The following is a 26,307-nucleotide window of genomic DNA, read 5'->3' as shown; positions in this document are numbered from 1 at the left end:
GGCGTCCCCGCCGGTGAGGATGGGCTCCGGAAGCCACTTGCCCACACAGGTCTCGCGCTGGTGCCGGGTGCGGCGAGCGAGCCGCCTGCTCGCCCGGCCGCTCCCCGGCCAATTCCCGGCCTCCCTGCCCGGAGGTGTCAGGACGTGTTCGATCGTCGGCGGTGGTCCCCGAGGAGCCGTTCGAGGACGAGGGCGATGCCGTCGTCCTCGTTCGACGTGGTGATCTCGTCCGCCACGGCCTTGAGTTCGGGGTGGGCGTTGGCCATGGCCACCCCGTACGCCGCCCAGTCGAACATCGGGATGTCATTGGGCATGTCGCCGAAGGCGATGGTCTCCGACGGGCCGAGGCCCAGGTGGTCGGCGGCCAGCGCGAGCCCCGTCGCCTTGGTGATGCCGGACGGCTGGAGTTCCACGGTGCCGGGCCCCGACATGGTGACCGTCGCCAGGGAACCGACCGCCGCGCGGGCCGCCGCCGCCAACTCGTCGTCCGACAGGGCATGGTGGCGGAGCAACACCTTGCTGATCGGCTCGCACCACAGATCGTCGCGCCGCTCGACCCGTACGGCGGGCAGGGTGGGGTGCGGCATCCGGTAGCCAGGTTCGATGAGCGTGAGCCCGTCCACCCCGTCCTGGTCGACGGCCGCGTACACCTGCCCCACCTCGGCCTCGATCTTGCCGAGCGCGGTCTCGGCCAACTCCCGGTCCAGAGTGACGGAGAACAGCAGGCGGTTCGCGCCGGCGTCGTACACCTGCGCGCCCTGCCCGCACACCGCGAGCCCCCTACTGCCGAGGTCGTCGAGCAGCGGCCGCACCCTGGGCGCCGGGCGCCCCGTCACGACGAGGTGCTGTGCGCCTGCCGCCAAGGCCCGCGCCAGCGCGGCCCTTGACCGGTCGGAGAGCGTGTCGTCGTCACGCAGAAGCGTTCCGTCCAGGTCAGTGGCGATGAGTGAATACGCGAAGGGTGCGGCCATGATCAGAGAATACGGATGGAACGCCCCCCGCGACTCGCCGCGAACCCGGACGACGTCCGGTATCCCGCGGCCACCGAACTCCCGCAGCACAGAACCTCAAGTTGCCTCGCGCCGCCCGGAACGCGACAGCGCCCGGCCCCGGTACGCCCCGCCCCCGGCACGGCCCTCGCACCGGCGCCCCCGTTCGGCGCCGGTACCGCCTGCGATGCCCCGCCCGGCGCGCGACGGCACCTCGCGCGGCCGGTGCACGCATCGGGCGCTCGGGCGCCCGCTTCCAGCAGGCGGCGCCCCCGCGCACGGGCGGCCTCCCGAGTTCGCGCGACCGCAGGCTGCGGAACGGCGCCTTGAGCGCGGAAGTTGCCTCCGCGTACCACTCGGGCTCGTCGAGAGGGGCGACCAGGCGCGTGGGGCCCGCGTCGCGAACCCCGCGCGAACCCCCGACTCGGCACCTCAGCCGTGCGCCGCCGCCACGTGCTTGGCCAGTCGGGGCGAGGCGAACTCCGTGCCGCACACGAAGCGCATCACCGGGCCGTACGAGGCCGCCGCGGGCAGGCCCGTGAAGTACAGGCCCGGCGTGGAGGACACATACCCCGCGCCGAGCCTCGGCGTGCCCCGGCTCACCGCCAGTTCCGTGCGCAGCTCGTGGCCGAGGAAGTCCATCGCGGAGATGTCCACGCGGTAGCCGGTGGCGGCGATCACATGGTCCGCGGCGAGTTCCTCCGTGGCGCCCGTATGCGTCCGGACCGTCAGGACGGGGCTGCCGTCGGGTGCGGACGCGCCGACCACACGGGCGACCTCGCGCACCTGCACCGCGCTCTGGAAGCGGTCGCGCAGCCACCACGCGCCGAGCGGGCCGAGGACCCGGCGGACCAGATAGTGACGGGTCTGCGCGGGGAGGAACCGGTACGGCTGCGGATAGTAGCTCAGCGCCCACAGCGACCAGGCGCGCCCGAACGGCGATTCGGGGCGGAACTTCGGCTGGTCCCAGGGAGCCGCGCCGAAGGCCACCTTGCCCTCGCCGCGCGCGATCACCCGCACCCGTGCGCCCGCCTCGGCCGCCAGCGCGGCTGTCTCCAGTGCGGACTGCCCCGCGCCGAGGACAAGGAGTTCCTTGCCGGAGAACCGGGTCAGGTCATGGTGCTGGGAGCTGTGGGAGACCGGTCCCGTGGGAGTGGGACCGTCCGCCGCGGCGGCGGCCAGCTCCGGCGGCAGGTGGGCGAGACCCGACAGGCCGGTGGCCACCACGACCGCCCGCGCCGCGAACTGCTCGCCCGAGTCCAGCTTCAGCTCGAAGCCGCCGCCCTGACGGCGGTCCACGGCGACGACCCTGACCCGCTCCAGCTCGGGCACCAGCTTCTGCTGGAACCACTCGCCGTAGGCGATGAACGTCTCGACCGGGATGATGTCCTCGTCGGTCACCAGCCGGGGAATGCCCGCCGCGTCGCAGTAGTCGGCCAGCGCGTGGCCGCTCTGGGGGGCGTCGATGTTCGAGGCGGCCGGGGTCGACTTCAGGCGCATGCCCTCGGGCATGTGGTCGCGCCAGCTCACCATGGGGTCGCCGAAGACGCGTACCGGGATACCGCGCGCCCGCAGATGGGCAGCGGTGGACAGGCCGAACGGCCCGGCACCGATGACTGCAACCGGTTGAATCACGAAGTCCCTCCCCAGGACGCGACGTGCCTACTTCGTGGTGGATCCGTACGCACCAGGGCGTACCGATGATGGAGCGGTACGCCCTAACGCGTACCGCTGGTGGAACCGCGGCGGTTGGTCCGCCACAGCTGATAGAGGTGCTTCGCACCCGGCCGCACGGAGCGCGCGAGCATCGTGAAGAACGGCCGCGGGTCGTCACCCGCGAACCAGGCCAGCTCCGTGCCGCTCGCGCGGGCCGGTGCGTGCGGTGTGGTGTAGCCACTGCGCCGGTAGGCGAGCAGGGCCGGCAGGTCGATGTTCTCCACGATGTACCGGTGACCGGCGCGCTGCTCCCCCTCCGGGACCGTACGGCCGGTCAGGTCCAGGTGCATGGCGCGGACCACGTCCACCCCCGCCTCGTTCTCGAAGAGGCGGAACTGGGCGCCCATGCGCGGGTTGAAGTCCAGCAGTTTGTACCGGCCGTCGCGGCGGTCGAAGCGCAGGTCCAGATCGACGATGCCGGTGAAGCCGATCTGCTTGATGAAACGTGCGGCGAGGTCGGCGAGTTCCGGGTTGTCGACGGCGTACGCGTTCGCCGTCATGCCCGCGTGCGGCGGCCAGGAGCGGACCTTGACGCCGGTGAACAGGGCGAGCGGGGCGAAGTCCCGGCCGAAGTACGCGTGCACGATCCAGTCCTCGGCCTCCTCTCTCGGCAGGTACTCCTGGAGGATCACCCCCGGGCGTTCGCCCCAGTCGCGGGCGAGTGTGAGCAGCCCCTCCGGAGTGGTGATCCTGGTCGTGCCGTTCACGGCGGGCCGTTCACGGCGTACGAACGCCTCGCGGTTCTTGGCCACGAGCGGAAAGCGGGCCTTCTCGGCGAAACGCACGATGTCGTCGTACGACTGCGGGAAGGCGGCCTGCGGGCTCGGGATGCCGTGTTCCACGCACAGCTCGTGCAGCCCCTGCTTGCTGGCGAGGCGGCGCGGAAGCTTGGCATCCACTTTCGGGAAGAGAAAGGAGCCGCCGAGCATGTCCTGGTGCTCGGCGATCAGGACGGCGGCCTCCTCGTCGGTGGGAATGAGCACGGTCGGCCGTCCGATACGGCGCCCGATGCGCAGCAGGCCCTCCACAAGCCGTTCCGGCTCCTCCGTGCCGGTGGTCGGCCAGACGAAGGCGCGCCGCAGATAGCGGGAGGCCGCGGCCGGCGTGTAACGGTCCTCGGTGATCGCGTACATGGGTACGCCCAGCCGGCCCAGACTGCGGATGGCCCCCACGCCGCCGTGGTGCAGTGGATAGTCGCCGAATTTCACGATGAGCCCCGGCACCCCACGGTCCGCATCGAACGGCACGCCGGTGCTCCTGGCCACGGGTCCCCCCACGTGTCCCCCCTACGGACCGGACCCACCCCGCCCATGTCCCCAAAGGACGCTAAGCCGGAATTGGGTGCTCCGACAAGGCCTATTCGGACATTGCGAATGCTTTAGACACTGCCCGAGACAGGCAACCCACCCGTAACGTGTGCGGCGACCACATGGAACGCACCCCCATACACGGCACACCTGACGTGCACGAAAGCGAGGCAGCATCCCATGCCCCCCTTCGACGTCCCCGAGGGCGACCCCTTCGGTCCGCACAACCTCCCCTACGGCGTGTTCTCGCCGGTCGGCTCCGTCGAGCGGAGGGTCGGCGTCCGCCTGGGCGATCACGTGCTCGACGCGGGCGCCGCCGCGCAGGCGCTCGGCTCCCCGTACGCCTCCCTTCTGGCCCGGCCCTCGCTGGGCCTCCTGCTGGCCGCCGGTCGCACCGCCTGGTCGGACGTGCGCCGGGCGCTGACGGCGTGGGTGACGGTGCCCGCGCACCGGGAGACCATCGAGCCCCTGATGCACCCGCTCTCCGAGGTGACCCTGCACCTGCCCTTCGAGGTCGCGGACTACGTCGACTTCTACTCGTCCGAGAACCACTCCCGCAACGTCGGGCAGATCTTCCGCCCGGACGCGGCGGACTCCCTGACCCCCAACTGGAAGCATCTGCCGATCGGTTATCACGGCCGGGCGGGAACCGTCGTGGTGACCGGCACGGACGTCGTACGCCCCCAGGGGCAGCGCAAGGCGCCCGCGGACCCGGAGCCGGTCTTCGGGCCCTCGGTCCGCCTGGACATCGAGGCGGAGGTGGGATTCGTGGTGGGCGTGCCGTCACAGCTGGGGCGGCCGGTGCCGCTGCCGGCCTTCCGCGACCATGTGTTCGGGCTCTGTCTTCTCAACGACTGGTCGGCGCGGGACATCCAGGCCTGGGAGTACGTGCCGCTCGGTCCGTTCCTCGGCAAGTCGTTCGCCACCTCCGTCTCGGCCTGGATCACCCCGCTGGACGCCCTGGAGGAGGCGCGGGTGGCACCCCCCGGCCGCACGCACCCGCTGCTGCCGTACCTGGACGACGCACACGAGGAACCCGGGGGCTACGACCTGCGCATCTCCGTCGCGATCAACGGCCATGTGGTCTCCGAACCGCCGTTCTCGACCATGTACTGGACGGCGGCCCAGCAGCTGGCGCACATGACGGTGAACGGGGCGTCGCTGCGGACGGGCGACCTCTACGGCTCGGGCACCGTGAGCGGCCCGACCGAGCGCGAGCGCGGCTCGCTGCTCGAACTGACCTGGAACGGGCGGGACCCGCTCGAACTCCCGGACGGCAAGCGGACGTTCCTGGAGGACGGGGACGTGGTGACCCTGACCGCCTGGGCCCCGGGGCCGCACGGCACACGCGTGGGTCTCGGAGAGGTGACGGGCCGGGTGGTGCCCGGCACCTGAGCCGGCCCCAAGGCCCCACAGCACCTGAGCCGCACCCCGCCCCAGGCCCCACGGCGCCTGGTGCCGTACCCCCGGCCCCAGGTGTCCCGGCCGGGGGCTCGCGGGCCGTCGGCGCGGACGGACGACCCCCCGCGCCGACGTCCCCGGCACCGGGCACCCCCGCCACGGCCGACAGGAGCGGATCCTGCCCGCACCCGACGGAACCTCAGCTCAATGGCGCCGTGGCCTTCCCCTCCCGCGGCCCGTCCCGTCACTCATATCCAGTCGTCGGGCTCCGGCTCCAGGTCCGTCTCCGGCTCCAGGTCCGTCTCCGTCTCCGTCTCCGGCCAGTCGTCGGCCCCCGTCCCGCCGCCGGCCCGGACCTCCCCGGCCGCCGGGGCCACCGAGGCCGCGCCGTCCACGGACGGTCCGTCCAGCGATGCGAGCACTTCGAGCACTCCCTCGCCATAGGTGGCCAGCTTCTTCTCGCCGACCCCGCCGATGATGCCCAGCTCCGCCACCGTCGTGGGACGGACGGTGGCGATCTCCCGGAGCGTCGCGTCGTGGAAGATCACGTATGCCGGGACGCCCTGTTCCTTCGCCTGGGCCGCACGCCAGGAGCGCAACGTCTCGAAGACGGGCAGCAGTTCCGGCGGCAGCTCGGCGGCGGCCTTCGGTCTGCGTTCGCCCTTCGGCGACGAGGTACGGGCAGCCGCGGGCTTCGACGGCTCCTTGCGCAGCGGCACCTCGCGCTCACGCCGCAGCACCGCCCCGCTCGGCTCGGTCAGCACCAGCGTCCCGTACTCGCCCTCGACCGCGAGCAGGCCCTGGGCCAGCAACTGCCGGACGACACCCCGCCATTCGGCCTCGGTCAGCTCCTCGCCGATGCCGAAGACGGACAGCTGGTCGTGGTCGAACTGGATGACCTTGGCCGTGCGCCGCCCCAGCAGGATGTCCACGATCTGCACCGCGCCGAACTTCTGCCGCCGCTCCCGGTCCAGCCGCCAGACCGTGGACAGCACCTTCTGCGCCGCGATCGTCCCGTCCCAGGTCTCCGGCGGCACCAGACACGTGTCGCAGTTGCCGCAGCCGCCCGATTCCGGGTCCTGCCCGAAGTAGGCGAGCAACTGGCCACGGCGGCACCGGGCGGTCTCGCACAGCGCCAGCATCGCGTCCAGATGCGCCTGGGCCCGGCGGCGGAACCCCTCGTCGCCCTCTCCGGACTGGATGAGCTTGCGCTGCTGTATGACGTCATTGAGCCCGTACGCCATCCAGGCCGTGGACGGCAGGCCGTCGCGGCCCGCCCGGCCGGTCTCCTGGTAGTAGCCCTCGACCGACTTCGGCAGGTCCAGGTGTGCGACGAACCGCACATCCGGCTTGTCGATACCCATCCCGAACGCGATGGTCGCGACCACGACCAGGCCGTCCTCGCGCAGGAACCGGGACTGGTGCGCCGCTCGCGTGCCCGCGTCCAGGCCCGCGTGGTAGGGCACCGCGTCGACGCCGTTGCGGGACAGGAACTCCGCCGTCTTCTCCACCGAATTGCGTGAGAGGCAGTAGACGATGCCCGCCTCGCCCGGATGCTCCTCACGCAGGAACGACAGCAGCTGCTTCTTGGGGTCGGCCTTCGAGACGATCCGGTACTGGATGTTGGGCCGGTCGAAGCTCGCGACGAAGTGGCGGGCCGTCGGCATGTCCAGCCGCTGGATGATCTCCTGGTGCGTGGCGTGCGTCGCCGTCGCCGTGAGCGCGATCCGGGGGACCTCCGGCCAGCGCTCGCCGAGCAGGGACAGGGCCAGATAGTCGGGACGGAAGTCGTGGCCCCACTGGGACACACAGTGCGCCTCGTCGATGGCGAACACCGAGATCTTGCCCCGCGAGAGCAGATCGCGGGTGGACTCCAGACGCAGCCGCTCCGGGGCCAGATACAGCAGGTCCAGCTCGCCGGCCAGGAACTCCGCTTCCACCATGCGCCGCTCGTCGAAGTCCTGCGTGGAGTTGACGAACCCGGCCCGCACGCCGAGCGCCCGCAACGCGTCCACCTGGTCCTGCATCAGCGCGATGAGCGGTGAGACCACCACGCCGGTGCCGGGTCTGACCAGGGCCGGGATCTGGTAGCACAGCGACTTGCCACCGCCGGTCGGCATGAGGACCACGGCGTCGCCGCCGGCCACCACATGCTCGATGATCGCTTCCTGCTCACCACGGAAGCGCTCGTACCCGAAGATCCGGTGCAGCGTGGCCCGCGCCTCGCTCCCGTCACTCGGCGCCGGCATCACGCCCGCCTCGGTCATCACAGCCGTCCCGTCCATCGCCCGTCCCCCGTATGTCGTCCCTCGACCACGCCATCCACGATAGGGGGCCGCGCCGACAGCTCCGGATTTATCCACAGGCTCCCCTCACCGCCCCTGGTCAAGGACACGACACTCGTTCACACGTTTGCGGGAGACCTGCCCGTTTCCGGCCGATAGTCTGAATGGACCGGCGAGACTCCGTCCCATGGGAGCACTGATGAGCGTCGCACCGAAGGCGTCCGCATCCGACTGGCCGATCCCGCCGGAGGGCGGCTGGACCGCCGACGACCTGGACCGGCTTCCGAATCTGCCTCCGCACACGGAACTGATCGACGGAAGCCTTGTCTTCGTGAGTCCGCAGACCATCTTTCACGAGCGTGCCATCGATTTCTTCAAATGGCAGCTTCAGTCTCTGGCACCTGCGGACCTTGAGGTCTTCCGCGAGTTCACCATCGGCATCGACCGCCAGAACAGGCCCGAGCCGGATGTGGTGGTCGTGCGCGCGGATGTGGTGGAGGACCCGGAGCAGACCCGGTTCCCCTCGACCGCCGTCGTCCTGACCATCGAGGTCGTCTCGGAGGACTCCGTCTCGCGAGACCGCGAGACCAAGCCCGTGAAGTACGCCCGAGCCGGGATCCCCCACTACTGGCGGGTCGAGAACGAGAAGGGCCATGCCGCGGTGCACGTCTTCGAACTGGAGCCCACGACCGGGACGTACACCAGCGTGGGTATCTTCCGGGAGCGCCTGAAGGTGGACGTCCCGTTCCCCGTGGACCTCGACCTCACCCAGATCAAGGCGCGCCGCGCGCCGAGACGGTAGACCTGCGCGCAGAACGGCCCGGCACCCCCCGAGCGGGCACCGGGCCGTCGTGTGCGGCGGGCGCTCCTCAGCGCACGAAGACGCCCGCCTGGCTCGCCAGATCCAGGAAGTACTGGGGCGCCACCCCCAGCACCAGCGTGACCGCCACGCCCACCCCGATCGCCGTCATGGTCAGCGGTGAGGGGACCGCGACCGTCGGGCCCTCGGGGCGCGGTTCGCTGAAAAACATCAGGACGATCACACGGATGTAGAAGAACGCCGCGACCGCCGACGAGATCACACCGATCACGACCAGCGGGATCGCCCCGCCCTCCGCGGCCGCCTTGAACACCGCGAACTTCCCGGCGAAGCCGGAGGTCAGCGGGATGCCCGCGAAGGCCAGCAGAAACACCGCGAACACGGCCGCCACCAGCGGTGACCTGCGCCCGAGCCCGGCCCAGTTGGACAGGTGTGTCGCCTCGCCGCCCGCGTCGCGGACCAGCGTCACGACGGCGAAGGCGCCGATCGTCACGAACGAGTACGCGGCCAGGTAGAAGAGGACGGAGGAGACACCGTCGGGGGTCGTCGCGATGACACCCGCGAGGATGAAGCCCGCGTGCGCGATCGACGAGTACGCCAGCAGCCGCTTGATGTCGGTCTGGGTGATCGCGACGATCGCGCCGCCCAGCATGGTGACGATCGCGACCGCCCACATCACCGGCCGCCAGTCCCAGCGCATACCCGGCAGGACGACGTACAGCAGCCGCAGCAGCGCACCGAACGCCGCCACCTTCGTCGCCGCCGCCATGAAGCCGGTCACCGGGGTCGGCGCGCCCTGGTACACATCCGGCGTCCACATGTGGAACGGCACCGCGGCCACCTTGAACAGCAGGCCCATCGCGATCAGCGCGCCACCGACCAGCAGCAGCGCGTCATTGCCCATGGTGTTCGCGAGCGCCGGGTCGACGTTCGTGACCGTGCCGTCGACGACCCGGGCGATCGTCGCGTACGACACCGAGCCCGCGTACCCGTACAGCAGCGCGATGCCGAACAGGGTGAACGCGGAGGCGAACGCGCCGAGCAGGAAGTACTTGACCGCGGCCTCCTGCGACAGGAGCCGCTTGCGGCGGGCCAGGGCGCACAGCAGGTACAGCGGCAGGGAGAAGACCTCCAGGGCCACGAAAAGGGTCAGCAGATCGTTGGCCGAGGGGAAGACGAGCATGCCGCCGACCGCGAACAGCAGCAGCGGGAAGGCCTCGGTGGTCGTGAAGCCGGCCTTCACGGCGGCCTTCTCGCCCTCGCTGCCCGGTACGGAGGCGGCCTGCGCGGCGAACGAGTCGACCCGGTTGCCGTGCGCGGCCGGGTCGAGGCGCCGCTCGGCGAAGGTGAACACGCCGAGCAGACCGGCCAGCAGGATCGTGCCCTGCAGGAACAGGGACGGCCCGTCGACCGCGATGGCTCCCATGGCCGCGATGTGTGCCCTGGTGGTGCCGTAGCCGTCGGCCGCGAGGGCCACGACCGCGGCGAACGCGGCGGCGAGCGCGACGATCGAGACGAACACCTGTGCGTAGTAGCGAGATGCGCGCGGGACGAACGCCTCGATCAGCACCCCGATGAGCGCCGCGCCGATGACGATCAACGTCGGCGACAATTGCCCGTACTCGATCTTCGGCGCCGGGATCTTCGAGATCGGCTCGGCCGCGGTTGTCCACAGGCTGTGGACGGCTGCTGTGCTCACTTGGCCGCCTCCGCCTCGGGCTTGGGATCGGTCTGATGTACGTCGGACATGGTCTGTTTGACCGCCGGGTTCACGATGTCGGCGACGGGCTTCGGATAGACGCCGAGGAAGATCAGCAGGACGATCAGCGGGGCGACGACGAGCAGCTCACGCACGCGCAGGTCCGGCATCGCGGCGACCTCCGCCTTCACCGGGCCCGTCATCGTCCGCTGGTAGAGGACCAGGGTGTAGAGCGCGGCGAGGACGATGCCGAAGGTGGCGATGACACCGATCGCCGGATGGCGTGTGAACGTGCCGACCAGGACCAGGAACTCACTCACGAACGGCGCGAGTCCCGGCAGGGACAGTGTGGCCAGACCGCCGATCAGGAAGGTGCCGGCGAGCACCGGCGCGACCTTCTGGACGCCTCCGTAGTCCGCGATCAGACGCGAGCCGCGGCGCGAGATCAGGAAGCCCGCCACCAGCATCAGGGCCGCGGTCGAGATCCCGTGGTTCACCATGTAGAGCGTCGCGCCGGACTGGCCCTGGCTGGTCATCGCGAAGATGCCCAGGATGATGAAGCCGAAGTGCGAGATCGAGGCGTACGCCACCAGCCGCTTGATGTCCCGCTGGCCGACCGCGAGCAGCGCCCCGTAGATGATGCTGATGAGCGCCAGGACGAGGATGACGGGTGTGGCCCACTTGCTCGCCTCCGGGAACAGCTGGAGGCAGAACCGCAGCATCGCGAAGGTGCCCACCTTGTCGACGACCGCCGTGATGAGGACGGCCACCGGGGCGGTGGCCTCCCCCATGGCGTTGGGCAGCCAGGTGTGCAGCGGCCACAGTGGCGCCTTCACCGCGAAGGCGAAGAAGAAGCCGAGGAACAGCCAGCGTTCGGTGCTGGTCGCCATGTGCAGCGAGCCGTTCGCCCGCGCCTGCACGATCTCCGGGAGCGAGAAGTTGCCCGCCTGCACATAGAGACCGATCACCGCGGCCAGCATGATCAGGCCGCCGACGAGGTTGTAGAGGAGGAACTTCACGGCGGCGTACGAGCGTTGCGTGGACGCCGTCTGCTCGCCGTGCTCGTGGGCGTGGTCCCCGAAGCCGCCGATGAGGAAGTACATCGGGATGAGCATGGCTTCGAAGAAGATGTAGAAGAGGAAGACGTCGGTGGCCTCGAAGGAGAGGATCACCATCGCCTCGACCGCCAGGATCAGGGCGAAGAAGCCCTGCGTCGGCCGCCAGTGATATGGGTGGCCGGTCTCCTCGGGGCCTCCCCTGCTCGAACGAAGTTGAGAGTTTGGGGAAGGGTCGGCGTCGTGCCAGCCCGCCAGGATCACGAACGGGATCAGCAGCGCGGTGAGCGCGATGAGCGCCACCGCGATGCCGTCCACGCCCAGTTCGTACCGCACCCCGAAGTCCTTGATCCAGGCGTGCGATTCGGTGAACTGGTAGCGGGCGCCGCCCGGATCGAAGCGGAACCCGATCACCGCGGCGAGCGCGAGCGTGGCGAGTGAGACGACCAGCGCCAGCCACTTGGCGGTGGTCCGCCGGGCGGCGGGGACCGCGGCCGTGGCGACCGCCCCCACGGCCGGGAGCACCGCCGTCGCTGTCAGCAGGGGAAAGGACATCGCTATCAGACCGCCCTCATCAGCAGGGTCAGGGCGACGAGCACCGCCGCACCGCCGAACATCGAGACCGCGTACGACCGCGCGTAGCCGTTCTGCAGTCGGCGGAGCCGACCGGACAGGCCGCCGACCGAAGCGGCCGTGCCGTTGACGACGCCGTCGACCAGGGTGTGGTCCACGTACACCAGGGAGCGGGTGAGGTGCGCTCCGCCGCGGACGAGGACGACATGGTTGAAGTCGTCCTGGAGCAGATCGCGCCGGGCGGCCCGAGTGAGCAGCGACCCGCGCGGGGCGACGGCCGGGACCGGACGGCGGCCGTACTGGGCGTAGGCGATGCCGACGCCCACGAGCAGCAGCACCAGGGTCGCGGCCGTGACCGTCCCGGCGCTGACGGGCGAGTGGCCCTCCGCGTGTCCGGTGATGGGCTCCAGCCAGTGCAGGAAACGGTCGCCGATGGAGAAGAGCCCGCCCGCGAACACCGACCCGACCGCCAGCACGATCATCGGGATCGTCATCACCCTGGGCGACTCGTGCGGGTGCGGCTCGTGGCCGTGCTCGTCCGGCTGCCAGCGCTTCTCACCGAAGAAGGTCATGATCATCACGCGTGTCATGTAGTACGCGGTGATGGCCGCGCCCAGCAGGGCCGCGCCGCCCAGGACCCAGCCCTCGGTGCCGCCCTTGGCGAACGCCGCCTCGATGATCTTGTCCTTGGAGAAGAAGCCGGACAGGCCCGGGAAGCCGATGATGGCGAGGTAGCCGAGGCCGAAGGTGACGAACGTGACCGGCATGTACTTCCTGAGGCCGCCGTACCTGCGCATGTCGACCTCGTCGTTCATGCCGTGCATGACCGAGCCGGCGCCGAGGAACAGCCCGGCCTTGAAGAAGCCGTGCGTCACCAGGTGCATGATCGCGAAGACATAGCCGATGGGGCCGAGGCCGGCCGCCAGCACCATGTAGCCGATCTGCGACATGGTCGACCCGGCCAGCGCCTTCTTGATGTCGTCCTTCGCGCAACCGACGATCGCACCGAACAGGAGCGTGACGGCGCCGACCACGGTGACGGCCAGTTGCGCGTCCGGTGCGGCGTTGAAGATCGCACCGGAGCGGACGATCAGGTACACGCCCGCGGTCACCATGGTCGCGGCGTGGATGAGGGCCGAGACCGGTGTCGGGCCCTCCATCGCGTCACCGAGCCAGGACTGCAGCGGCACCTGGGCGGACTTGCCGCAGGCGGCGAGCAGCAGCATCAGGCCGATGGCGGTGAGCTTGCCCTCGCCCGTCCGGTGCACATCCGCGAAGACCGGCCCGAAGGCGAAGGTCCCGAACGTCGTGAACATCAGCATGATCGCGATCGACAGGCCCATGTCGCCGACGCGGTTGACGAGGAACGCCTTCTTCGCGGCGGTCGCCGCGCTGGGCTTGTGCTGCCAGAAGCCGATCAGCAGGTAGGAGGCGAGACCGACGCCCTCCCAGCCGACGTACAGCAGCAGGTAGTTGTCGGCGAGGACGAGCAGCAGCATCGCCGCGAGGAACAGGTTCAGATAGCCGAAGAAGCGGCGCCGGCGCTCGTCGTGCTCCATGTACCCCACCGAGTACAGATGGATGAGCGAGCCGACCCCGGTGATCAGCAGGACGAACGTCATCGACAGCTGGTCGAGCCGGAAGGAGACGTCGGCCTGGAAGCCGGCCACCGGGATCCAGCTGTACAGATGCTGCGTCACGGCCCGGTGGTCGGCCGCCTTGCCCAGCATGTCGGCGAAGAGGACGACGCCGAGGACGAAGGAGGCGGCGGCGAGCACCGTGCCGATCCAGTGGCCGACCGCGTCCAGCCTTCTGCCGCCGCACAGCAGGACGGCCGCTCCGAGCACGGGCGCCGCGATCAGCAGCGCAATCAGGTTCTCCACGATTCTTCCGACCCCTTACAGCTTCATCAGGCTGGCGTCGTCGACCGAGGCCGAGTGGCGGGTACGGAACAGCGACACGATGATCGCGAGCCCGACCACGACCTCCGCGGCGGCGACGACCATCGTGAAGAAGGCGATGATCTGGCCGTCGAGATTGCCGTGCATCCGGGAGAAGGTGACGAACGCGAGGTTGCAGGCGTTGAGCATCAGCTCGATGCACATGAACACCACGATCGCGTTCCGCCGGATCAGCACGCCGGTGGCGCCGATCACGAACAGCAGAGCGGCGAGATACAGGTAGTTGACCGGGTTCACTTCGACGCCTCCTCGGTCCTCTTGAGCGCGGGCCGCTCGTCCTCGTCCCGCTCCAGGCGTTCGGCGGCGCGCTGTTCCAGTGCCTTCAGATCGCCGATCGCCTCGTCGGACACATCACGGATCTGACCCCGGGCCCGGAGCGTCTTGTTGACGGTCAGCTCGGACGGGGTGCCGTCCGGGAGCAGGCCCGCGATGTCCACCGCGTTGTGCCGGGCGTAGACGCCGGGGGCCGGCAGCGGCGGAACGTGCGTGCCCTCCCGTACGCGCTGCTCGGACAGTTCGCGCTGGGTCCTGGCCCGCTCGGTGCGCTCGCGGTGGGTGAGCACCATGGCGCCGACCGCGGCCGTGATGAGCAGGGCACCGGTGATTTCGAAGGCGAACACGTACTTGGTGAAGATGAGGGCCGCGAGGCCCTCCACATTGCCGTTCGCGTTCGCCTTGCCCAGGCCGGCGAAGTCCTTCAGGGACGCGTTGGCGATGCCCGCGAACAGCAGGACGCCGAAGCCGACCCCGCACAGAAGGGCCAGCCAGCGCTGGCCCTTGATGGTCTCCTTGAGGGAGTCCGCCGCGGTGACACCCACCAGCATCACCACGAACAGGAACAGCATCATGATCGCGCCGGTGTAGACGACGATCTGCACGATGCCCAGGAAGTAGGCGCCGTTGGCGAGGTAGAACACCGCCAGGACGATCATCGTGCCGGCCAGGGAGAGCGCGCTGTGCACGGCCTTCTTCATGAGGACGGTGCCCAGGGCGCCGATCACCGCGACGGCACCGAGGACCCAGAACTGGAAGGCCTCCCCGGTGGAGGTGGTGTAGGCGGCGAGTTGCGCGCTCATGCGTCCGCCCCCTGTTCTTCCGCCGCGCCCGAAGAGCCGGCCGATTGACGCTGTTCGCCCTTGGAAACGGCGGCCTGGCGCACCGTGCCCGGCGCAGCCTCCGTCACCAGGCCCCGGTAGTAGTCCTCCTCGCCCATCCCCGGGTAGATGGCATGCGGGGTGTCGACCATGCCCTCTTCCAGTCCGGCGAGCAGCTGCTCCTTGGTGTAGATCAGATTGGCGCGGCTGGAGTCCGCCAGCTCGAACTCGTTCGTCATCGTGAGCGCGCGCGTGGGGCACGCCTCGATGCACAGGCCGCACAGGATGCAGCGGGCGTAGTTGATCTGGTACACCCGCCCGTACCGCTCGCCCGGGGAGTAGCGCTCCTCTTCCGTGTTGTCCGCGCCCTCCACGTAGATCGCGTCGGCGGGGCAGGCCCAGGCGCACAGCTCGCAGCCGACGCACTTCTCCAGGCCGTCCGGATGGCGGTTGAGCTGGTGCCGTCCGTGGAACCGCGGAGCCGTGGTCTTCTTCTGCTCCGGGTACTGCTCGGTCAGCCGCTTCTTGAACATGGCCCTGAAGGTCACGCCGAAGCCGGCCACCGGGTTCTGGAATCCGGGCTTGGTCTGCCCGGCCTCCTTGGGCTCCTCAGCCATCGGACGCCTCCTTTCCATCCGTAGATCCGTCACTGACAGTGTCCGATCCACCACTGACAATCAGCTCCCGCTCCCGGCGCGGGCGGCGCCTGGGCACCGGCGGCAGCGTCTGTCCCGGCAGCGGCGGTACGGGGAAGCCGCCCGCCATCGGGTCGAAGGCGGCGGGCCCCGCCGAGGGCCGCTCGGGCTCCTTGGCCTTCTCGCGGAACATGTCGACGAGGAACGACAGCAGCAGCAGCGCGAGGACACCGCCCGCGACATAGAGGGCGATATCGGCGAATCCATAGTGTTCGTTACGAAGCGCCCGCACGGTCGCGACGAGCATCAGCCAGACCACGGAGACCGGGATGAGGACCTTCCAGCCGAGCTTCATCAGCTGGTCGTAACGGACGCGCGGGAGCGTGCCGCGCAGCCAGATGAAGAAGAACAGCAGGAGCTGGACCTTGATGACGAACCAGAGCAGCGGCCACCAGCCGTGGTTCGCGCCCGCCCACAAGCCGCTGATCGGCCACGGCGCCCGCCAGCCGCCCAGGAAGAGCGTGGTCGACACGGCCGAGACCGTCACCATGTTCACGTACTCGGCGAGCATGAACATCGCGAACTTGATCGACGAGTACTCGGTGTTGAAGCCGCCGACCAGGTCGCCCTCGGACTCCGGCATGTCGAAGGGGGCGCGGTTGGTCTCGCCGACCATCGTGACGATGTAGATGATGAACGAGACCGGCAGCAGCAGGATGTACCAGCGGTCGTGCTGCTGCTCGACGATCCTCGACGTCGACATCGACCCCGAGTAGAGGAACACCGAGGCGAAGGCGGCGCCCATGGCGATCTCGTACGAGATCATCTGCGCGCAGGAGCGCAGGCCGCCGAGCAGCGGGTAGGTGGATCCGGAGCTCCAGCCGGCGAGGACGATGCCGTAGATGCCGACCGAGGCGACCGCGAGGATGTAGAGCGTCGCGATCGGCAGGTCGGTGAGCTGCATCGCGGTCCGGTGACCGAAGATCGAGATCTCGTTGCCGGCGGGCCCGAAGGGGATCACCGCGATCGCCATGAAGGCCGGGATGGCCGCGACGATCGGCGCGAGGACGTAGACCACCTTGTCCGCGCGCTTGACGATGACGTCTTCCTTCAGCATCAGCTTCACGCCGTCGGCGAGCGACTGGAGCATGCCCCAGGGACCGTGCCGGTTCGGGCCGATCCGCAGCTGCATCCAGGCGACGACCTTGCGCTCCCAGACGATGGAGAACAGCACGGTCACCATCAGGAAGGCGAAGCAGAAGACCGCCTTGATCACGATCAGCCACCAGGGGTCGCGGCCGAACATGGAGAGGTCCTCAGCAGCGAGGTACGGGCTCATGCCTCCACCTCCTCGGGGGCCGCGGCGGCGGGTGTCGCCGGGCCGATGCGGACGAGATTGCCGGGCAGCGCACCGGTGTCGGAGGCGACGCCCCCGCCGGTGGAGTTCAGCGGGAGCCAGACCACCCGGTCCGGCATCTCGGTGATCTGCAACGGGAGTTCCACGGTCCCCGACGGGCCGCTCACGGCCAGCAGGTCACCGTCCTTGACACCGGCCTCGGCGGCGGTGGCGGCCGACACCCGCGCGCGTGCCGCGTGACGCGTGCCGGCGAGCGCCTCGTCACCGTCCTGGAGCCGTCCCCGGTCGAGCAGCAGCCGGTGACCCGCCAGCACCGCCTCCCCGGCGGCCGGACGGGGCAGGTGCCCCCCGGTCTCCACGGAGTCGGCGGCCCGCAGTCCGCCCCAGGGGCCGAGCCGGTCCAGCTCCGTGCGCACGGTCCGCAGATCGGGCAGCCCCAGATGGACGTCCATGGCGTCGGCGAGCATGTGGAGCACGCGCGCGTCGGTGGGCGCCAGGGACCGGGTCATCTGGTCGGGCTTGAGCGCCGCCTCGAAGAAGCGGGCCCGCCCCTCCCAGTTGAGGAAGGTGCCCGCCTTCTCGGCGACCGCCGCGACCGGCAGCACCACGTCGGCGTGTTCGGTGACCTCACCGGGGCGCTGTTCCAGCGACACCAGGAAGCCCACCGTGGAGAGCGCTTCACGCGCGCGTGCCGGACGGGGCAGGTCGGCGACCTCGACACCGGCGACCACCAGGGCCCGCAGTTCGCCGGAGACCGCGGCCTCGACGATCTGGTCCGTGTCCCGGCCGTAGCGCTGCGGGAGTTCGGCGACGCCCCAGGCGGCGGCGACCTCGTCCCGCGCGCGCGGGTCGAAGGCGGGACGTCCGCCCGGCAGCAGCGTGGGCAGTGCGCCCACCTCGACCGCGCCCCGCTCCCCGGCCCGGCGCGGGATCCACACCAGCTGCGCGCCGGTGGCGGCCGCGGTCCGTACGGCGGCGGTGAGTCCGCCCGCCACACCGGCGAGCCGCTCGCCGACGACGATCACCGCGCCCTCGGTGCGCAGGGCATCGGCGGCGCGTACGCCGTCCTCCTCCAGGCCGACCCGGCCGGCCAGCGCGTCCAGCCACTCGGTCTCGGTGCCGGGCGCGGCGGACAGCAGGATGCCGCCGGCCTTCTCAAGGCCCCGGGTGGCGTACGTGGCGAGGGCGAACACCTGCTGGCCATGGGCCCGCCAGGCCTTGCGCAACCGCAGGAAGACGCCGGGCGCCTCCTCCTCGGCCTCGACCCCCACGAGCAGGACGGCGGGAGCCTTCTCCAGAGCCGTGTACGTGACACCGGTGCCGTCGAGGTCACGGCCGCGTCCGGCGACCCTGGCGGCCAGGAAGTCGGCCTCCTCGCCGCTGTGCACACGTGCGCGGAAGTCGATGTCGTTGGTGCCGAGCGCCACGCGCGCGAACTTGCTGTACGCGTAGGCGTCCTCGACGGTGAGCCGTCCGCCGGTCAGCACACCGGCCCGGCCCCGCGCGCTGAGCAGACCCTCGGCGGCGGCCTGCAGCGCCTCGGGCCAGGAGGCGGGCTCCAGCTCGCCGGACTCGCCTCGCACCAGCGGGGTGTCGAGCCGGTCCGTCAGCTGCGCGTACCGGAACGCGAACCGTCCCTTGTCGCAGATCCACTCCTCGTTGACCTCGGGGTCGTTGGCCGCGAGGCGGCGCATGACCTTGCCGCGCCGGTGGTCCGTGCGCGTCGCGCAGCCACCGGAGCAGTGCTCGCACACGGAGGGCGAGGAGACGAGGTCGAAGGGGCGGGAGCGGAAGCGGTACGCCGCCGACGTGAGGGCGCCGACCGGGCAGATCTGGATGGTGTTCCCGGAGAAGTAGGACTCGAAGGGGTCGCCCTCGCCGGTGCCGACCTGCTGGAGCGCGCCCCGCTCCAGCAGCTCGATCATCGGGTCGCCCGCGATCTGTTGGGAGAACCGGGTGCAGCGGGCGCACAGCACGCACCGTTCGCGGTCGAGCAGCACCTGGGTGGAGATCGCGACGGGCTTCTCGTAGGTGCGCTTCCTGCCCTCGAAGCGGGACTCGGCGTTGCCGTGCGACATGGCCTGGTTCTGCAGCGGGCACTCGCCGCCCTTGTCGCAGACGGGGCAGTCCAGCGGGTGGTTGATGAGCAGGAGCTCCATCACACCCTTCTGGGCCTTCTCGGCGACGGGCGAGGTGAGGTGCGTCTTCACGACCATCCCGTCCGTGCACGTGATCGTGCAGGACGCCATGGGCTTGCGCTGGCCCTCGACCTCGACGATGCACTGGCGGCAGGCGCCGACCGGGTCCAGGAGGGGGTGGTCGCAGAAGCGGGGGATCTCGATGCCGAGCTGCTCGGCGGCACGGATGACCAGGGTGCCCTTGGGCACGCTGATCTCGATGCCGTCGATCGTCAGCGTGACGAGGTCCTCCGGCGGGAGGGCCGCCTGGCCCCCTCCCGAGGGGGCGCTGGTGGTCACAGTCATGCGGTCACCTCCGCGGGCTTGTCCGCCCAGGCCGTGGACTTGGCCGGGTCGAAGGGGCAGCCCCGGCCCGTGATGTGCTCCTCGTACTCCTCGCGGAAGTACTGGAGGGAGGAGAAGATCGGCGCGGCCGCGCCGTCGCCGAGGGCGCAGAAGGACTTGCCGTTGATGTTGTCGGCGATGTCGGCGAGCTTGTCGAGATCGGCCGTCGTGCCCTTGCCGGCCTCGATGTCCCGCAGCAGCTGAACCAGCCAGTACGTGCCTTCGCGGCAGGGCGTGCACTTGCCGCAGGACTCGTGGGCGTAGAACTCGGTCCAGCGGGTGACGGCCCGCACCACGCACGTCGTCTCGTCGAAGCACTGCAGGGCCTTGGTGCCGAGCATGGAACCGGCGGCGCCCACGCCCTCGTAGTCCAGTGGGACGTCGAGGTGCTCGTCGGTGAACATCGGTGTCGAGGAGCCGCCGGGCGTCCAGAACTTCAGCCGGTGGCCGGGCCGCATGCCGCCGCTCATGTCGAGGAGCTGGCGGAGCGTGATGCCGAGCGGGGCCTCGTACTGGCCGGGGCTGGCGACATGGCCGCTGAGCGAGTAGAGCGTGAAGCCGGGGGACTTCTCGCTGCCCATCGACCGGAACCATTCCTTGCCCCGGTGCAGGATCGCGGGAACCGACGCGATCGACTCGACGTTATTCACCACAGTCGGGCAGGCATACAAGCCCGCGACCGCAGGGAAGGGGGGACGGAGCCGCGGTTGGCCACGGCGGCCTTCGAGCGAGTCGAGCAGTGCGGTCTCCTCACCGCAGATGTACGCGCCCGCGCCCGCGTGCACGGTGAGTTCGAGGTCGAGTCCGCTGCCGAGGATGTTCTCGCCGAGGTAGCCCGCCGCGTACGCCTCGCGTACGGCCGAGTGCAACCGCCGTAGTACGGGGACGACTTCGCCCCGCAGATAGATGAAGGCATGCGACGACCTGATGGCGTAACACGCGATGACGATGCCCTCGATGAGGCTGTGCGGGTTCGCGAAGAGGAGCGGGATGTCCTTGCAGGTACCGGGCTCCGATTCGTCGGCGTTGACAACTAGATAGTGAGGCTTGCCATCACCCTGGGGAATGAACTGCCACTTCATTCCCGTCGGGAATCCCGCGCCGCCCCGGCCGCGCAGCCCGGAGTCCTTGACGTACGCGATCACGTCGTCGGGCGACATGGCGAGCGCCTTGCGGAGCCCCTCGTACCCCTCGTGCCGCTGGTAGACGTCCAGCGTCCAGGACTTCTCCTCGTCCCAGAAGGCCGACAGCACGGGTGCCAGCAGCTTCTCGGGGCTGGTCTCGTTGATCTGGGGTGCCAACGTCATCACTGCCCCTCCTCGTCGACGGGTCCGGCGGAATCAGTGGTGCGGGGCGTATCCCCTCCGTCACGGGCGGTGGTGGATGACGGGTGGGCGGGGCCGGCGTCCGATGTGTCCTGCGGTGCCCCGTCCCGTGGCTCGTCGTGCGGCCCGCCGTCCCGCGGGTGCACCACGCGCGCGGCGCCGGTCTCCCCCTTGGCCAGCCGCAGCCCGACCAGGGAGGCCGGGCCCGCGCTGCCGGCCGCCTCGACGGCTCCGTCCCTCTCGTCGGGGAAGCCGGCCAGCATCCGGGCGGTCTCCTTGAAGGTGCACAAGGGGGCACCGCGGGTGGGATCGACCTCCCGGCCCGCCCTCAGGTCGTCGACCAGGCGCTTGGCACTCTCGGGGGTCTGGTTGTCGAAGAACTCCCAGTTGACCATCACCACCGGCGCGAAGTCGCAGGCCGCGTTGCACTCGATGTGCTCCAGGGTCACCTTGCCGTCGGCGGTCGTCTCGCCGTTGCCGACGCCGAGGTGCTCGCGGAGGGCGGAGAAGATCGCGTCTCCGCCCATCACGGCGCACAGGGTGTTGGTGCAGACGCCCACCTGGTAGTCACCGGAGGGACCCCGCCGGTACATGGTGTAGAAGGTGGCGACCGCGGAGACCTCCGCCGTGGTCAGGCTGAGCACGTCCGCGCAGAACCGCATCCCGGTGCGGGTGACGTGTCCCTCCTCCGACTGCACGAGATGCAGCAACGGCAGGAGGGCGGACCGCGAGTCCGGGTAGCGGCCGATGATCTCGCGCGCGTCCTGCTCCAGGCGCGCTCGGACGTCGTCCGGGTAGGCGGGCGCGGGCAGCTCGGGCATGCCCAGGCTGACGCCGCGCTCCGAAGAACTGGTGGTCACCGGTCGACGCCTCCCATCACGGGGTCGATGGACGCGACGGCGACGATCACGTCGGCGACCTGGCCGCCCTCGCACATCGCCGCCATGGCCTGCAGGTTGGTGAAGGACGGGTCACGGAAGTGGACCCGGTAGGGGCGGGTGCCGCCGTCGGACACGGTGTGCACTCCGAGTTCGCCCTTGGGCGACTCGACCGCCGCGTACGCCTGTCCCGGCGGGACGCGGAAGCCCTCGGTCACCAGCTTGAAGTGGTGGATCAGGGCCTCCATGGAGGTACCCATGATGTTCTTGATGTGATCGAGGGAGTTGCCGAGCCCGTCCGGTCCCAGGGCGAGCTGAGCGGGCCAGGCGATCTTCTTGTCGGCGACCATGACCGGGCCGGGCTCCAGCCGGTCCAGGCACTGCTCGATGATCCGGAGCGACTGGCTCATCTCCTCGAGGCGGATGAGGAAGCGGCCGTAGGCGTCACACGTGTCGGCGGTCGGGACGTCGAAGTCGTAGGTCTCGTAGCCGCAGTAGGGCTGCGCCTTGCGCAGGTCGTGCGGCAGGCCGGCGGAGCGCAGGATCGGGCCGGTGGCGCCGAGGGCCATGCAGCCGGCCAGGTCCAGGTAGCCGATGTCCTGCATACGGGCCTTGAAGATGGGGTTCCCGGTGGCGAGCTTGTCGTACTCCGGAAGGTTCTTCTTCATCTTCTTCACGAACTCGCGGATCTGGTCCACCGCGCCCGGCGGCAGGTCCTGGGCGAGTCCGCCGGGGCGGACGTAGGCGTGGTTCATCCGCAGGCCGGTGATCAGCTCGAAGATGTCGAGGATCATCTCCCGGTCGCGGAAGCCGTAGATCATGATGGTGGTCGCGCCGAGTTCCATGCCTCCGGTGGCGATGCACACCAGGTGGGAGGAGATCCGGTTCAGCTCCATCAGGAGCACGCGCAGGACCGTGGCGCGGTCCGGGATCTGGTCCTCGACGCCGAGGAGTTTCTCGACCGCGAGGCAGTACGCCGTCTCGTTGAAGAACGGCGTCAGGTAATCCATCCGCGTCACGAACGTGGTGCCCTGGGTCCACGTGCGGTACTCGAGGTTCTTCTCGATTCCGGTGTGGAGGTAGCCGATGCCGCAGCGGGCCTCGGTGACGGTCTCGCCGTCGATCTCCAGGATGAGCCTCAGCACCCCGTGCGTGGACGGATGCTGCGGACCCATGTTGACGATGAGGCGTTCGTCGTCGGCGCGGGTCGCGGACTGGACGACCTCGTCCCAGTCACCGCCGGTGACCGTGTAGACGGTGCCCTCGGTCGTCTCGCGCGAGGAGGCGGAGGACGGAGTCTGCGTGCTCATGAGTACGACCTCCGCTGGTCCGGAGCCGGGATCTGGGCGCCCTTGTACTCGACGGGGATGCCGCCGAGGGGATAGTCCTTGCGCTGCGGGAAGCCCTGCCAGTCGTCGGGCATCATGATCCGTGTCAGCGCCGGGTGGCCGTCGAAGACCAGGCCGAAGAAGTCGTACGTCTCGCGCTCGTGCCAGTCGTTCGTGGGATAGACGGGGACGAGCGACGGGATGTGCGGGTCGGCGTCGGGGGCGCTGACCTCCAGGCGGATCAACCGGTTGTGGGTGATCGACCGCAGGTGGTAGACGGCGTGCAGCTCTCGCCCCTTGTCGCCGAGGTAGTGCACTCCGCTCACGCCCGTGCACAGTTCGAAGCGGAGCGCCGGGTCGTCGCGGAGGGTCTGGGCGACGGCGACGAGGTACTCGCGTTCGATGTGGAAGGTCAGCTCGCCGCGGTCGACGACGGTCTTCTCGATGGCGTTCTCGGGGACAAGTCCCTGTTCCTCCAGGGCGCCCTCCAGTTCGTCGGCGACCTCGTCGAACCAGCCGCCGTAGGGGCGGGTGGCGGCGCCGGGGAGCCGGATGGAGCGGACCAGGCCGCCGTAGCCGGAGGTGTCGCCGCCGTTGTTGGCGCCGAACATGCCGCGCTGGACGCGGATCTCCTCGCCGTGGTCGCCGCGCATGCCCGGGAGGTTGGCGGCACCGAGGTCCTTCTCGGGGTTGACGCCGTTGCCGTTCGCCGCGGCGCCGCTCGCGCCGTCGCCCGGCGTGTTCGCGCCGTTGCTCTTCGCGTCGCTCATCGCAGCAGCCCCTTCATCTCGATCGTCGGGAGGGCCTTGAGCGCCGCTTCCTCCGCTTCACGGGCCGCCTCCTCGGCGTTGACGCCGAGCTTCGAGGTCTGGATCTTGTGGTGGAGCTTGAGGATCGCGTCCATCAGCATCTCCGGCCGCGGCGGACAGCCGGGCAGATAGATGTCGACAGGGACGATGTGGTCGACGCCCTGCACGATCGCGTAGTTGTTGAACATGCCGCCCGAGGAGGCGCAGACCCCCATGGAGATCACCCACTTGGGGTTCGGCATCTGGTCGTAGACCTGCCGCAGGACCGGCGCCATCTTCTGGCTGACCCGCCCCGCGACGATCATCAGGTCCGCCTGCCGGGGCGAGCCGCGGAAGACCTCCATGCCGAAGCGCGCCAGGTCGTAACGGCCGGCGCCCGTGGTCATCATCTCGATGGCACAGCAGGCGAGGCCGAAGGTGGCGGGGAAGACCGACGCCTTGCGCACCCAGCCCGCAGCCTGCTCGACGGTCGTCAGAAGGAAACCGCTCGGCAGCTTTTCTTCGAGTCCCATGACTAAAGGCCCCTCAGTCCCATTCCAGGCCGCCGCGCCGCCATACGTACGCGTACGCGACGAAGACGGTGAGCACGAAGAGCAGCATCTCCACGAGCCCGAAGATCCCCAGGGCGTCGAAGGTGACGGCCCAGGGGTAGAGGAAGACGATCTCGATGTCGAAGACGATGAAGAGCATCGCCGTCAGGTAGTACTTGATGGGGAAGCGCCCGCCGCCGACCGGCGTGGGGGTCGGCTCGATGCCGCACTCGTAGGCCTCGAGCTTGGCGCGGTTGTACCGCTTCGGACCGATCAGCGTGGCCATGACCACGGAGAAGATCGCAAAGCCTGCCCCGAGGGCTCCCAGTACGAGGATGGGCGCATACGCGTTCACCGCTCCTCGCTCCTCTCAGTCGGCACTGACTGCATGGGGGTCCCCCCTGGCCGAGCGGAGCCGGACCTTGGGGGAGGTTGTGCTGGGCTCACGCCAGCCCCACAAGCCCCACGAACCCCGCCCGCCCCGGCGAAGATCGCGGACATGTGAAGCAGGTCACAAGCCCAACTGCCCCGCATCCTATGCCCGGCGGTGTGTGATCTGCGACACGGGGGTCAGTACGTACTTTGTGATCTCCACCACCTGGCGAAGGATCATGAAGCCGGATGAGCGGTGACCTTCATACGCGAAGCAGTCGAGCGATCACCAAGAGGTGACATTTTCGCTCGTCTCCGCTGGTCAGCGATGTCTTTCATTATCAAAGATCACCCCCTCACGGCAAATTCGCGGTGCACAGGATCCCTTGATAAAGGAGCGCGTTCACACCTGCGTGGGAGTGGCGGGTCGAAATGTGGACGCGTGCACACATTCACAAATGAGGCGGATGCGGTCACCCGTGAACGTGCGCGCGGCCGCGAGCGGCGAGAGGCGTCGCTCGTGCGCGAGACGCCGTCGGGGCGGTGACCGTTCCGTGACCTGTGCCACATCCGTGCGAGGTCGCCATAAAGCGGGCTTGGCCACGCGTCGCGACCAGTGATAAGCGCGGCGCAATCCGGACGTAACAATGAAAACCCGTGATCAAAGGCTTGATGACGAGTGTCCGCTATGCCCGTTACGGCGTCAATAAAGAGCGACACGCCCGGGGTTTGGGGTCGCGGTTGAACAACTGTGGCGCAGCACACGTTTCTTGAAGGTATGGAGGAGCCCCTGATACCGCTTGTACTCATGTCCCACACCGCTCACATACGCAGCCACCGGAAGCCCCGCAACCGCAGCGCGTCGACGATCGCGATGCGGGCCGGAGTGACGGGCGGCGTCCTCGGCACGCTGGCCGTAGCCGGTGCGTCGGCCTCGGCGAACGCCGCCGAGCCGGTGACGCAGACCCTCGAGCTGCCCACCCTGACGGCCGACCTGGCCGCGCAGGTCGCCCAGTCCGCGGAAGCCACCCAGCAGGCCGCCGCCGACTACCAGCTTCAGGCCGAGCGCGACTCGGCCGCCGCGCACGCCGCGCAGCAGGCCAAGGCGGACCTCGCGGAGGCCAAGAAGAAGGCAGCGGAGGCTCAGCGGAAGGCCGAGGCCGAGCGCAAGAAGGCGGCGGCCGCCGCCGCCTCGCGCAGCGCCGAGCGGGCCACCCTGGCCGCCACGCCCACGTCCGCCGGCACGTCCACGGCCACCGGGTCCGCCGCCGCGGTCATCGCCTTCGTCAAGGCGCAGATCGGCGACTCGTACGTCATGGGCAGCACCGGCCCGAACTCATGGGACTGCTCGGGCCTCGTGCAGACCGCGTTCAAGCAGATCGGCGTCAGCCTGCCGCGCGTGTCGCAGAGCCAGTCGACCGCCGGCACCCAGGTCTCGCTGAGCAACCTGCAGCCGGGCGACATCCTCTACTGGGGCGGCGCGGGCAGCGCGTACCACGTGGCGGTGTACGTCGGCGACGGCATGTTCGTCGGCGCGCAGAACCCCTCCACCGGTGTCGTGGAGAAGCCGCTGTCGTACGACCCGCCGACCGGCGCGGTCCGGGTGCTCTGACCCGCACCCCGCCACGTACGGACGCCATGGCGCCTACGC

Annotated in this window: 21 protein-coding genes; 3 read left to right on the top strand and 18 right to left on the bottom strand. The window is 69.8% G+C overall.

The features are described 5' to 3' along the window. Nucleotides 1-137 precede the first annotated feature (137 nt). The 3 genes from ACWD5Q_RS12455 to ACWD5Q_RS12445 all read right to left on the bottom strand — a co-directional run bounded on the left by ACWD5Q_RS12455 (nt 138) and on the right by ACWD5Q_RS12445 (nt 3,952). Entirely contained in the window at nt 138-971 is an 834-nt protein-coding gene (locus ACWD5Q_RS12455) for an HAD family hydrolase (RefSeq protein WP_451426957.1), read from the bottom strand. A 450-nt stretch (nt 972-1,421) separates the two neighbouring features. Next, nucleotides 1,422-2,624 (bottom strand): FAD-dependent oxidoreductase, encoded by a 1,203-nt coding sequence (locus ACWD5Q_RS12450; protein ID WP_451426956.1) that lies wholly within the window; start codon nt 2,622-2,624, stop codon nt 1,422-1,424. Between the two features lie 83 nt (nt 2,625-2,707). Continuing rightward, on the bottom strand, nt 2,708-3,952 hold the full coding sequence (locus ACWD5Q_RS12445; RefSeq protein WP_451426955.1) for a carboxylate--amine ligase: 1,245 nt from the start codon (nt 3,950-3,952) through the stop codon (nt 2,708-2,710). Between the two features lie 240 nt (nt 3,953-4,192). On the opposite strand from ACWD5Q_RS12445, the gene fahA reads away from it, so the two are divergent. After that, nucleotides 4,193-5,407, top strand: a complete 1,215-nt coding sequence (gene fahA / locus ACWD5Q_RS12440; RefSeq protein ID WP_451426954.1) for a fumarylacetoacetase — start codon at nt 4,193-4,195, stop codon at nt 5,405-5,407. Between the two features lie 254 nt (nt 5,408-5,661). Here fahA and recQ read toward each other — a convergent pair whose 3' ends face one another. After that, complete coding sequence (recQ, locus tag ACWD5Q_RS12435; protein ID WP_451426953.1) at nt 5,662-7,698, bottom strand: DNA helicase RecQ; 2,037 nt, start codon at nt 7,696-7,698, stop codon at nt 5,662-5,664. A gap of 199 nt (nt 7,699-7,897) precedes the next feature. On the opposite strand from recQ, the gene ACWD5Q_RS12430 reads away from it, so the two are divergent. Beyond that, a complete protein-coding gene (locus ACWD5Q_RS12430; RefSeq protein WP_451426952.1) occupies nt 7,898-8,500 on the top strand; it encodes a Uma2 family endonuclease in 603 nt (200 codons plus the stop codon). Between the two features lie 67 nt (nt 8,501-8,567). On the opposite strand, the gene nuoN is transcribed toward ACWD5Q_RS12430, so the two are convergent. The 14 genes from nuoN to ACWD5Q_RS12360 are packed head-to-tail and all read right to left on the bottom strand — an operon-like array spanning nt 8,568 to nt 24,639. Beyond that, nucleotides 8,568-10,217: an NADH-quinone oxidoreductase subunit NuoN gene (gene nuoN / locus ACWD5Q_RS12425; protein ID WP_451426951.1), complete on the bottom strand. Its 1,650-nt coding sequence runs from the start codon at nt 10,215-10,217 to the stop codon at nt 8,568-8,570. After that, nucleotides 10,214-11,827: an NADH-quinone oxidoreductase subunit M gene (locus ACWD5Q_RS12420; RefSeq protein ID WP_451426950.1), complete on the bottom strand. Its 1,614-nt coding sequence runs from the start codon at nt 11,825-11,827 to the stop codon at nt 10,214-10,216. Before ACWD5Q_RS12420 ends, nuoN begins: the two co-directional genes overlap by 4 nt. 5 nt (nt 11,828-11,832) lie before the next feature. After that, on the bottom strand, nt 11,833-13,728 hold the full coding sequence (gene nuoL, locus ACWD5Q_RS12415; RefSeq protein ID WP_451426949.1) for an NADH-quinone oxidoreductase subunit L: 1,896 nt from the start codon (nt 13,726-13,728) through the stop codon (nt 11,833-11,835). 15 nt (nt 13,729-13,743) lie between these two features. Further along, entirely contained in the window at nt 13,744-14,043 is a 300-nt protein-coding gene (nuoK, locus tag ACWD5Q_RS12410) for an NADH-quinone oxidoreductase subunit NuoK (protein WP_451426948.1), read from the bottom strand. After that, nucleotides 14,040-14,882 (bottom strand): NADH-quinone oxidoreductase subunit J, encoded by an 843-nt coding sequence (locus tag ACWD5Q_RS12405; protein ID WP_451426947.1) that lies wholly within the window; start codon nt 14,880-14,882, stop codon nt 14,040-14,042. The genes nuoK and ACWD5Q_RS12405 overlap by 4 nt, the downstream gene beginning before the upstream one ends. Continuing rightward, nucleotides 14,879-15,517 carry an NADH-quinone oxidoreductase subunit NuoI gene (gene nuoI, locus ACWD5Q_RS12400; RefSeq protein WP_451426946.1) on the bottom strand — a complete coding sequence of 213 codons (639 nt, stop codon included), beginning with the start codon at nt 15,515-15,517 and terminating at the stop codon, nt 14,879-14,881. The genes ACWD5Q_RS12405 and nuoI overlap by 4 nt, the downstream gene beginning before the upstream one ends. Then, on the bottom strand, nt 15,510-16,874 hold the full coding sequence (gene nuoH / locus ACWD5Q_RS12395) for an NADH-quinone oxidoreductase subunit NuoH (RefSeq protein WP_451426945.1): 1,365 nt from the start codon (nt 16,872-16,874) through the stop codon (nt 15,510-15,512). The genes nuoI and nuoH overlap by 8 nt, the downstream gene beginning before the upstream one ends. Then, a complete protein-coding gene (locus ACWD5Q_RS12390) occupies nt 16,871-19,375 on the bottom strand; it encodes an NADH-quinone oxidoreductase subunit G (RefSeq protein WP_451426944.1) in 2,505 nt (834 codons plus the stop codon). The genes nuoH and ACWD5Q_RS12390 overlap by 4 nt, the downstream gene beginning before the upstream one ends. Then, nucleotides 19,372-20,721: an NADH-quinone oxidoreductase subunit NuoF gene (nuoF, locus tag ACWD5Q_RS12385; RefSeq protein ID WP_451426943.1), complete on the bottom strand. Its 1,350-nt coding sequence runs from the start codon at nt 20,719-20,721 to the stop codon at nt 19,372-19,374. Before nuoF ends, ACWD5Q_RS12390 begins: the two co-directional genes overlap by 4 nt. Further along, complete coding sequence (gene nuoE / locus ACWD5Q_RS12380; protein WP_451426942.1) at nt 20,721-21,599, bottom strand: NADH-quinone oxidoreductase subunit NuoE; 879 nt, start codon at nt 21,597-21,599, stop codon at nt 20,721-20,723. Before nuoE ends, nuoF begins: the two co-directional genes overlap by 1 nt. After that, nucleotides 21,596-22,927 (bottom strand): NADH-quinone oxidoreductase subunit D, encoded by a 1,332-nt coding sequence (locus tag ACWD5Q_RS12375; RefSeq protein ID WP_451426941.1) that lies wholly within the window; start codon nt 22,925-22,927, stop codon nt 21,596-21,598. Before ACWD5Q_RS12375 ends, nuoE begins: the two co-directional genes overlap by 4 nt. Continuing rightward, nucleotides 22,924-23,715: an NADH-quinone oxidoreductase subunit C gene (locus ACWD5Q_RS12370; protein ID WP_451426940.1), complete on the bottom strand. Its 792-nt coding sequence runs from the start codon at nt 23,713-23,715 to the stop codon at nt 22,924-22,926. The genes ACWD5Q_RS12375 and ACWD5Q_RS12370 overlap by 4 nt, the downstream gene beginning before the upstream one ends. Then, a complete protein-coding gene (locus ACWD5Q_RS12365) occupies nt 23,712-24,266 on the bottom strand; it encodes a NuoB/complex I 20 kDa subunit family protein (RefSeq protein WP_023547484.1) in 555 nt (184 codons plus the stop codon). The genes ACWD5Q_RS12370 and ACWD5Q_RS12365 overlap by 4 nt, the downstream gene beginning before the upstream one ends. 13 nt (nt 24,267-24,279) lie before the next feature. Beyond that, nucleotides 24,280-24,639: an NADH-quinone oxidoreductase subunit A gene (locus tag ACWD5Q_RS12360; RefSeq protein ID WP_359887413.1), complete on the bottom strand. Its 360-nt coding sequence runs from the start codon at nt 24,637-24,639 to the stop codon at nt 24,280-24,282. Nucleotides 24,640-25,464: 825 nt separating this feature from the next. Here ACWD5Q_RS12360 and ACWD5Q_RS12355 point away from each other — a divergent pair. Further along, complete coding sequence (locus ACWD5Q_RS12355) at nt 25,465-26,268, top strand: C40 family peptidase (RefSeq protein ID WP_451426939.1); 804 nt, start codon at nt 25,465-25,467, stop codon at nt 26,266-26,268. Nucleotides 26,269-26,307 lie beyond the last annotated feature (39 nt).

The sequence above is a fragment of the Streptomyces sp. NPDC002513 genome (genome assembly GCF_053595355.1).
The sequence above is the reverse complement of the archived record's forward strand: the minus strand, read 5'-3'. Positions and strand labels throughout refer to the sequence as shown.

Coding starts and splice junctions, on each gene's coding strand:
- ACWD5Q_RS12455 (WP_451426957.1), bottom strand. CDS start 971: ATGGCCGCACCCTTCGCGTATTCACTCATCGCCACTGACCTGGACGGA.
- fahA (WP_451426954.1), top strand. CDS start 4,193: ATGCCCCCCTTCGACGTCCCCGAGGGCGACCCCTTCGGTCCGCACAAC.
- recQ (WP_451426953.1), bottom strand. CDS start 7,698: ATGGACGGGACGGCTGTGATGACCGAGGCGGGCGTGATGCCGGCGCCG.
- ACWD5Q_RS12430 (WP_451426952.1), top strand. CDS start 7,898: ATGAGCGTCGCACCGAAGGCGTCCGCATCCGACTGGCCGATCCCGCCG.
- ACWD5Q_RS12420 (WP_451426950.1), bottom strand. CDS start 11,827: ATGTCCTTTCCCCTGCTGACAGCGACGGCGGTGCTCCCGGCCGTGGGG.
- ACWD5Q_RS12405 (WP_451426947.1), bottom strand. CDS start 14,882: ATGAGCGCGCAACTCGCCGCCTACACCACCTCCACCGGGGAGGCCTTC.
- nuoI (WP_451426946.1), bottom strand. CDS start 15,517: ATGGCTGAGGAGCCCAAGGAGGCCGGGCAGACCAAGCCCGGATTCCAG.
- nuoH (WP_451426945.1), bottom strand. CDS start 16,874: ATGAGCCCGTACCTCGCTGCTGAGGACCTCTCCATGTTCGGCCGCGAC.
- ACWD5Q_RS12390 (WP_451426944.1), bottom strand. CDS start 19,375: ATGACTGTGACCACCAGCGCCCCCTCGGGAGGGGGCCAGGCGGCCCTC.
- nuoF (WP_451426943.1), bottom strand. CDS start 20,721: ATGACGTTGGCACCCCAGATCAACGAGACCAGCCCCGAGAAGCTGCTG.
- ACWD5Q_RS12375 (WP_451426941.1), bottom strand. CDS start 22,927: ATGAGCACGCAGACTCCGTCCTCCGCCTCCTCGCGCGAGACGACCGAG.
- ACWD5Q_RS12370 (WP_451426940.1), bottom strand. CDS start 23,715: ATGAGCGACGCGAAGAGCAACGGCGCGAACACGCCGGGCGACGGCGCG.
- ACWD5Q_RS12365 (WP_023547484.1), bottom strand. CDS start 24,266: ATGGGACTCGAAGAAAAGCTGCCGAGCGGTTTCCTTCTGACGACCGTC.
- ACWD5Q_RS12355 (WP_451426939.1), top strand. CDS start 25,465: ATGTCCCACACCGCTCACATACGCAGCCACCGGAAGCCCCGCAACCGC.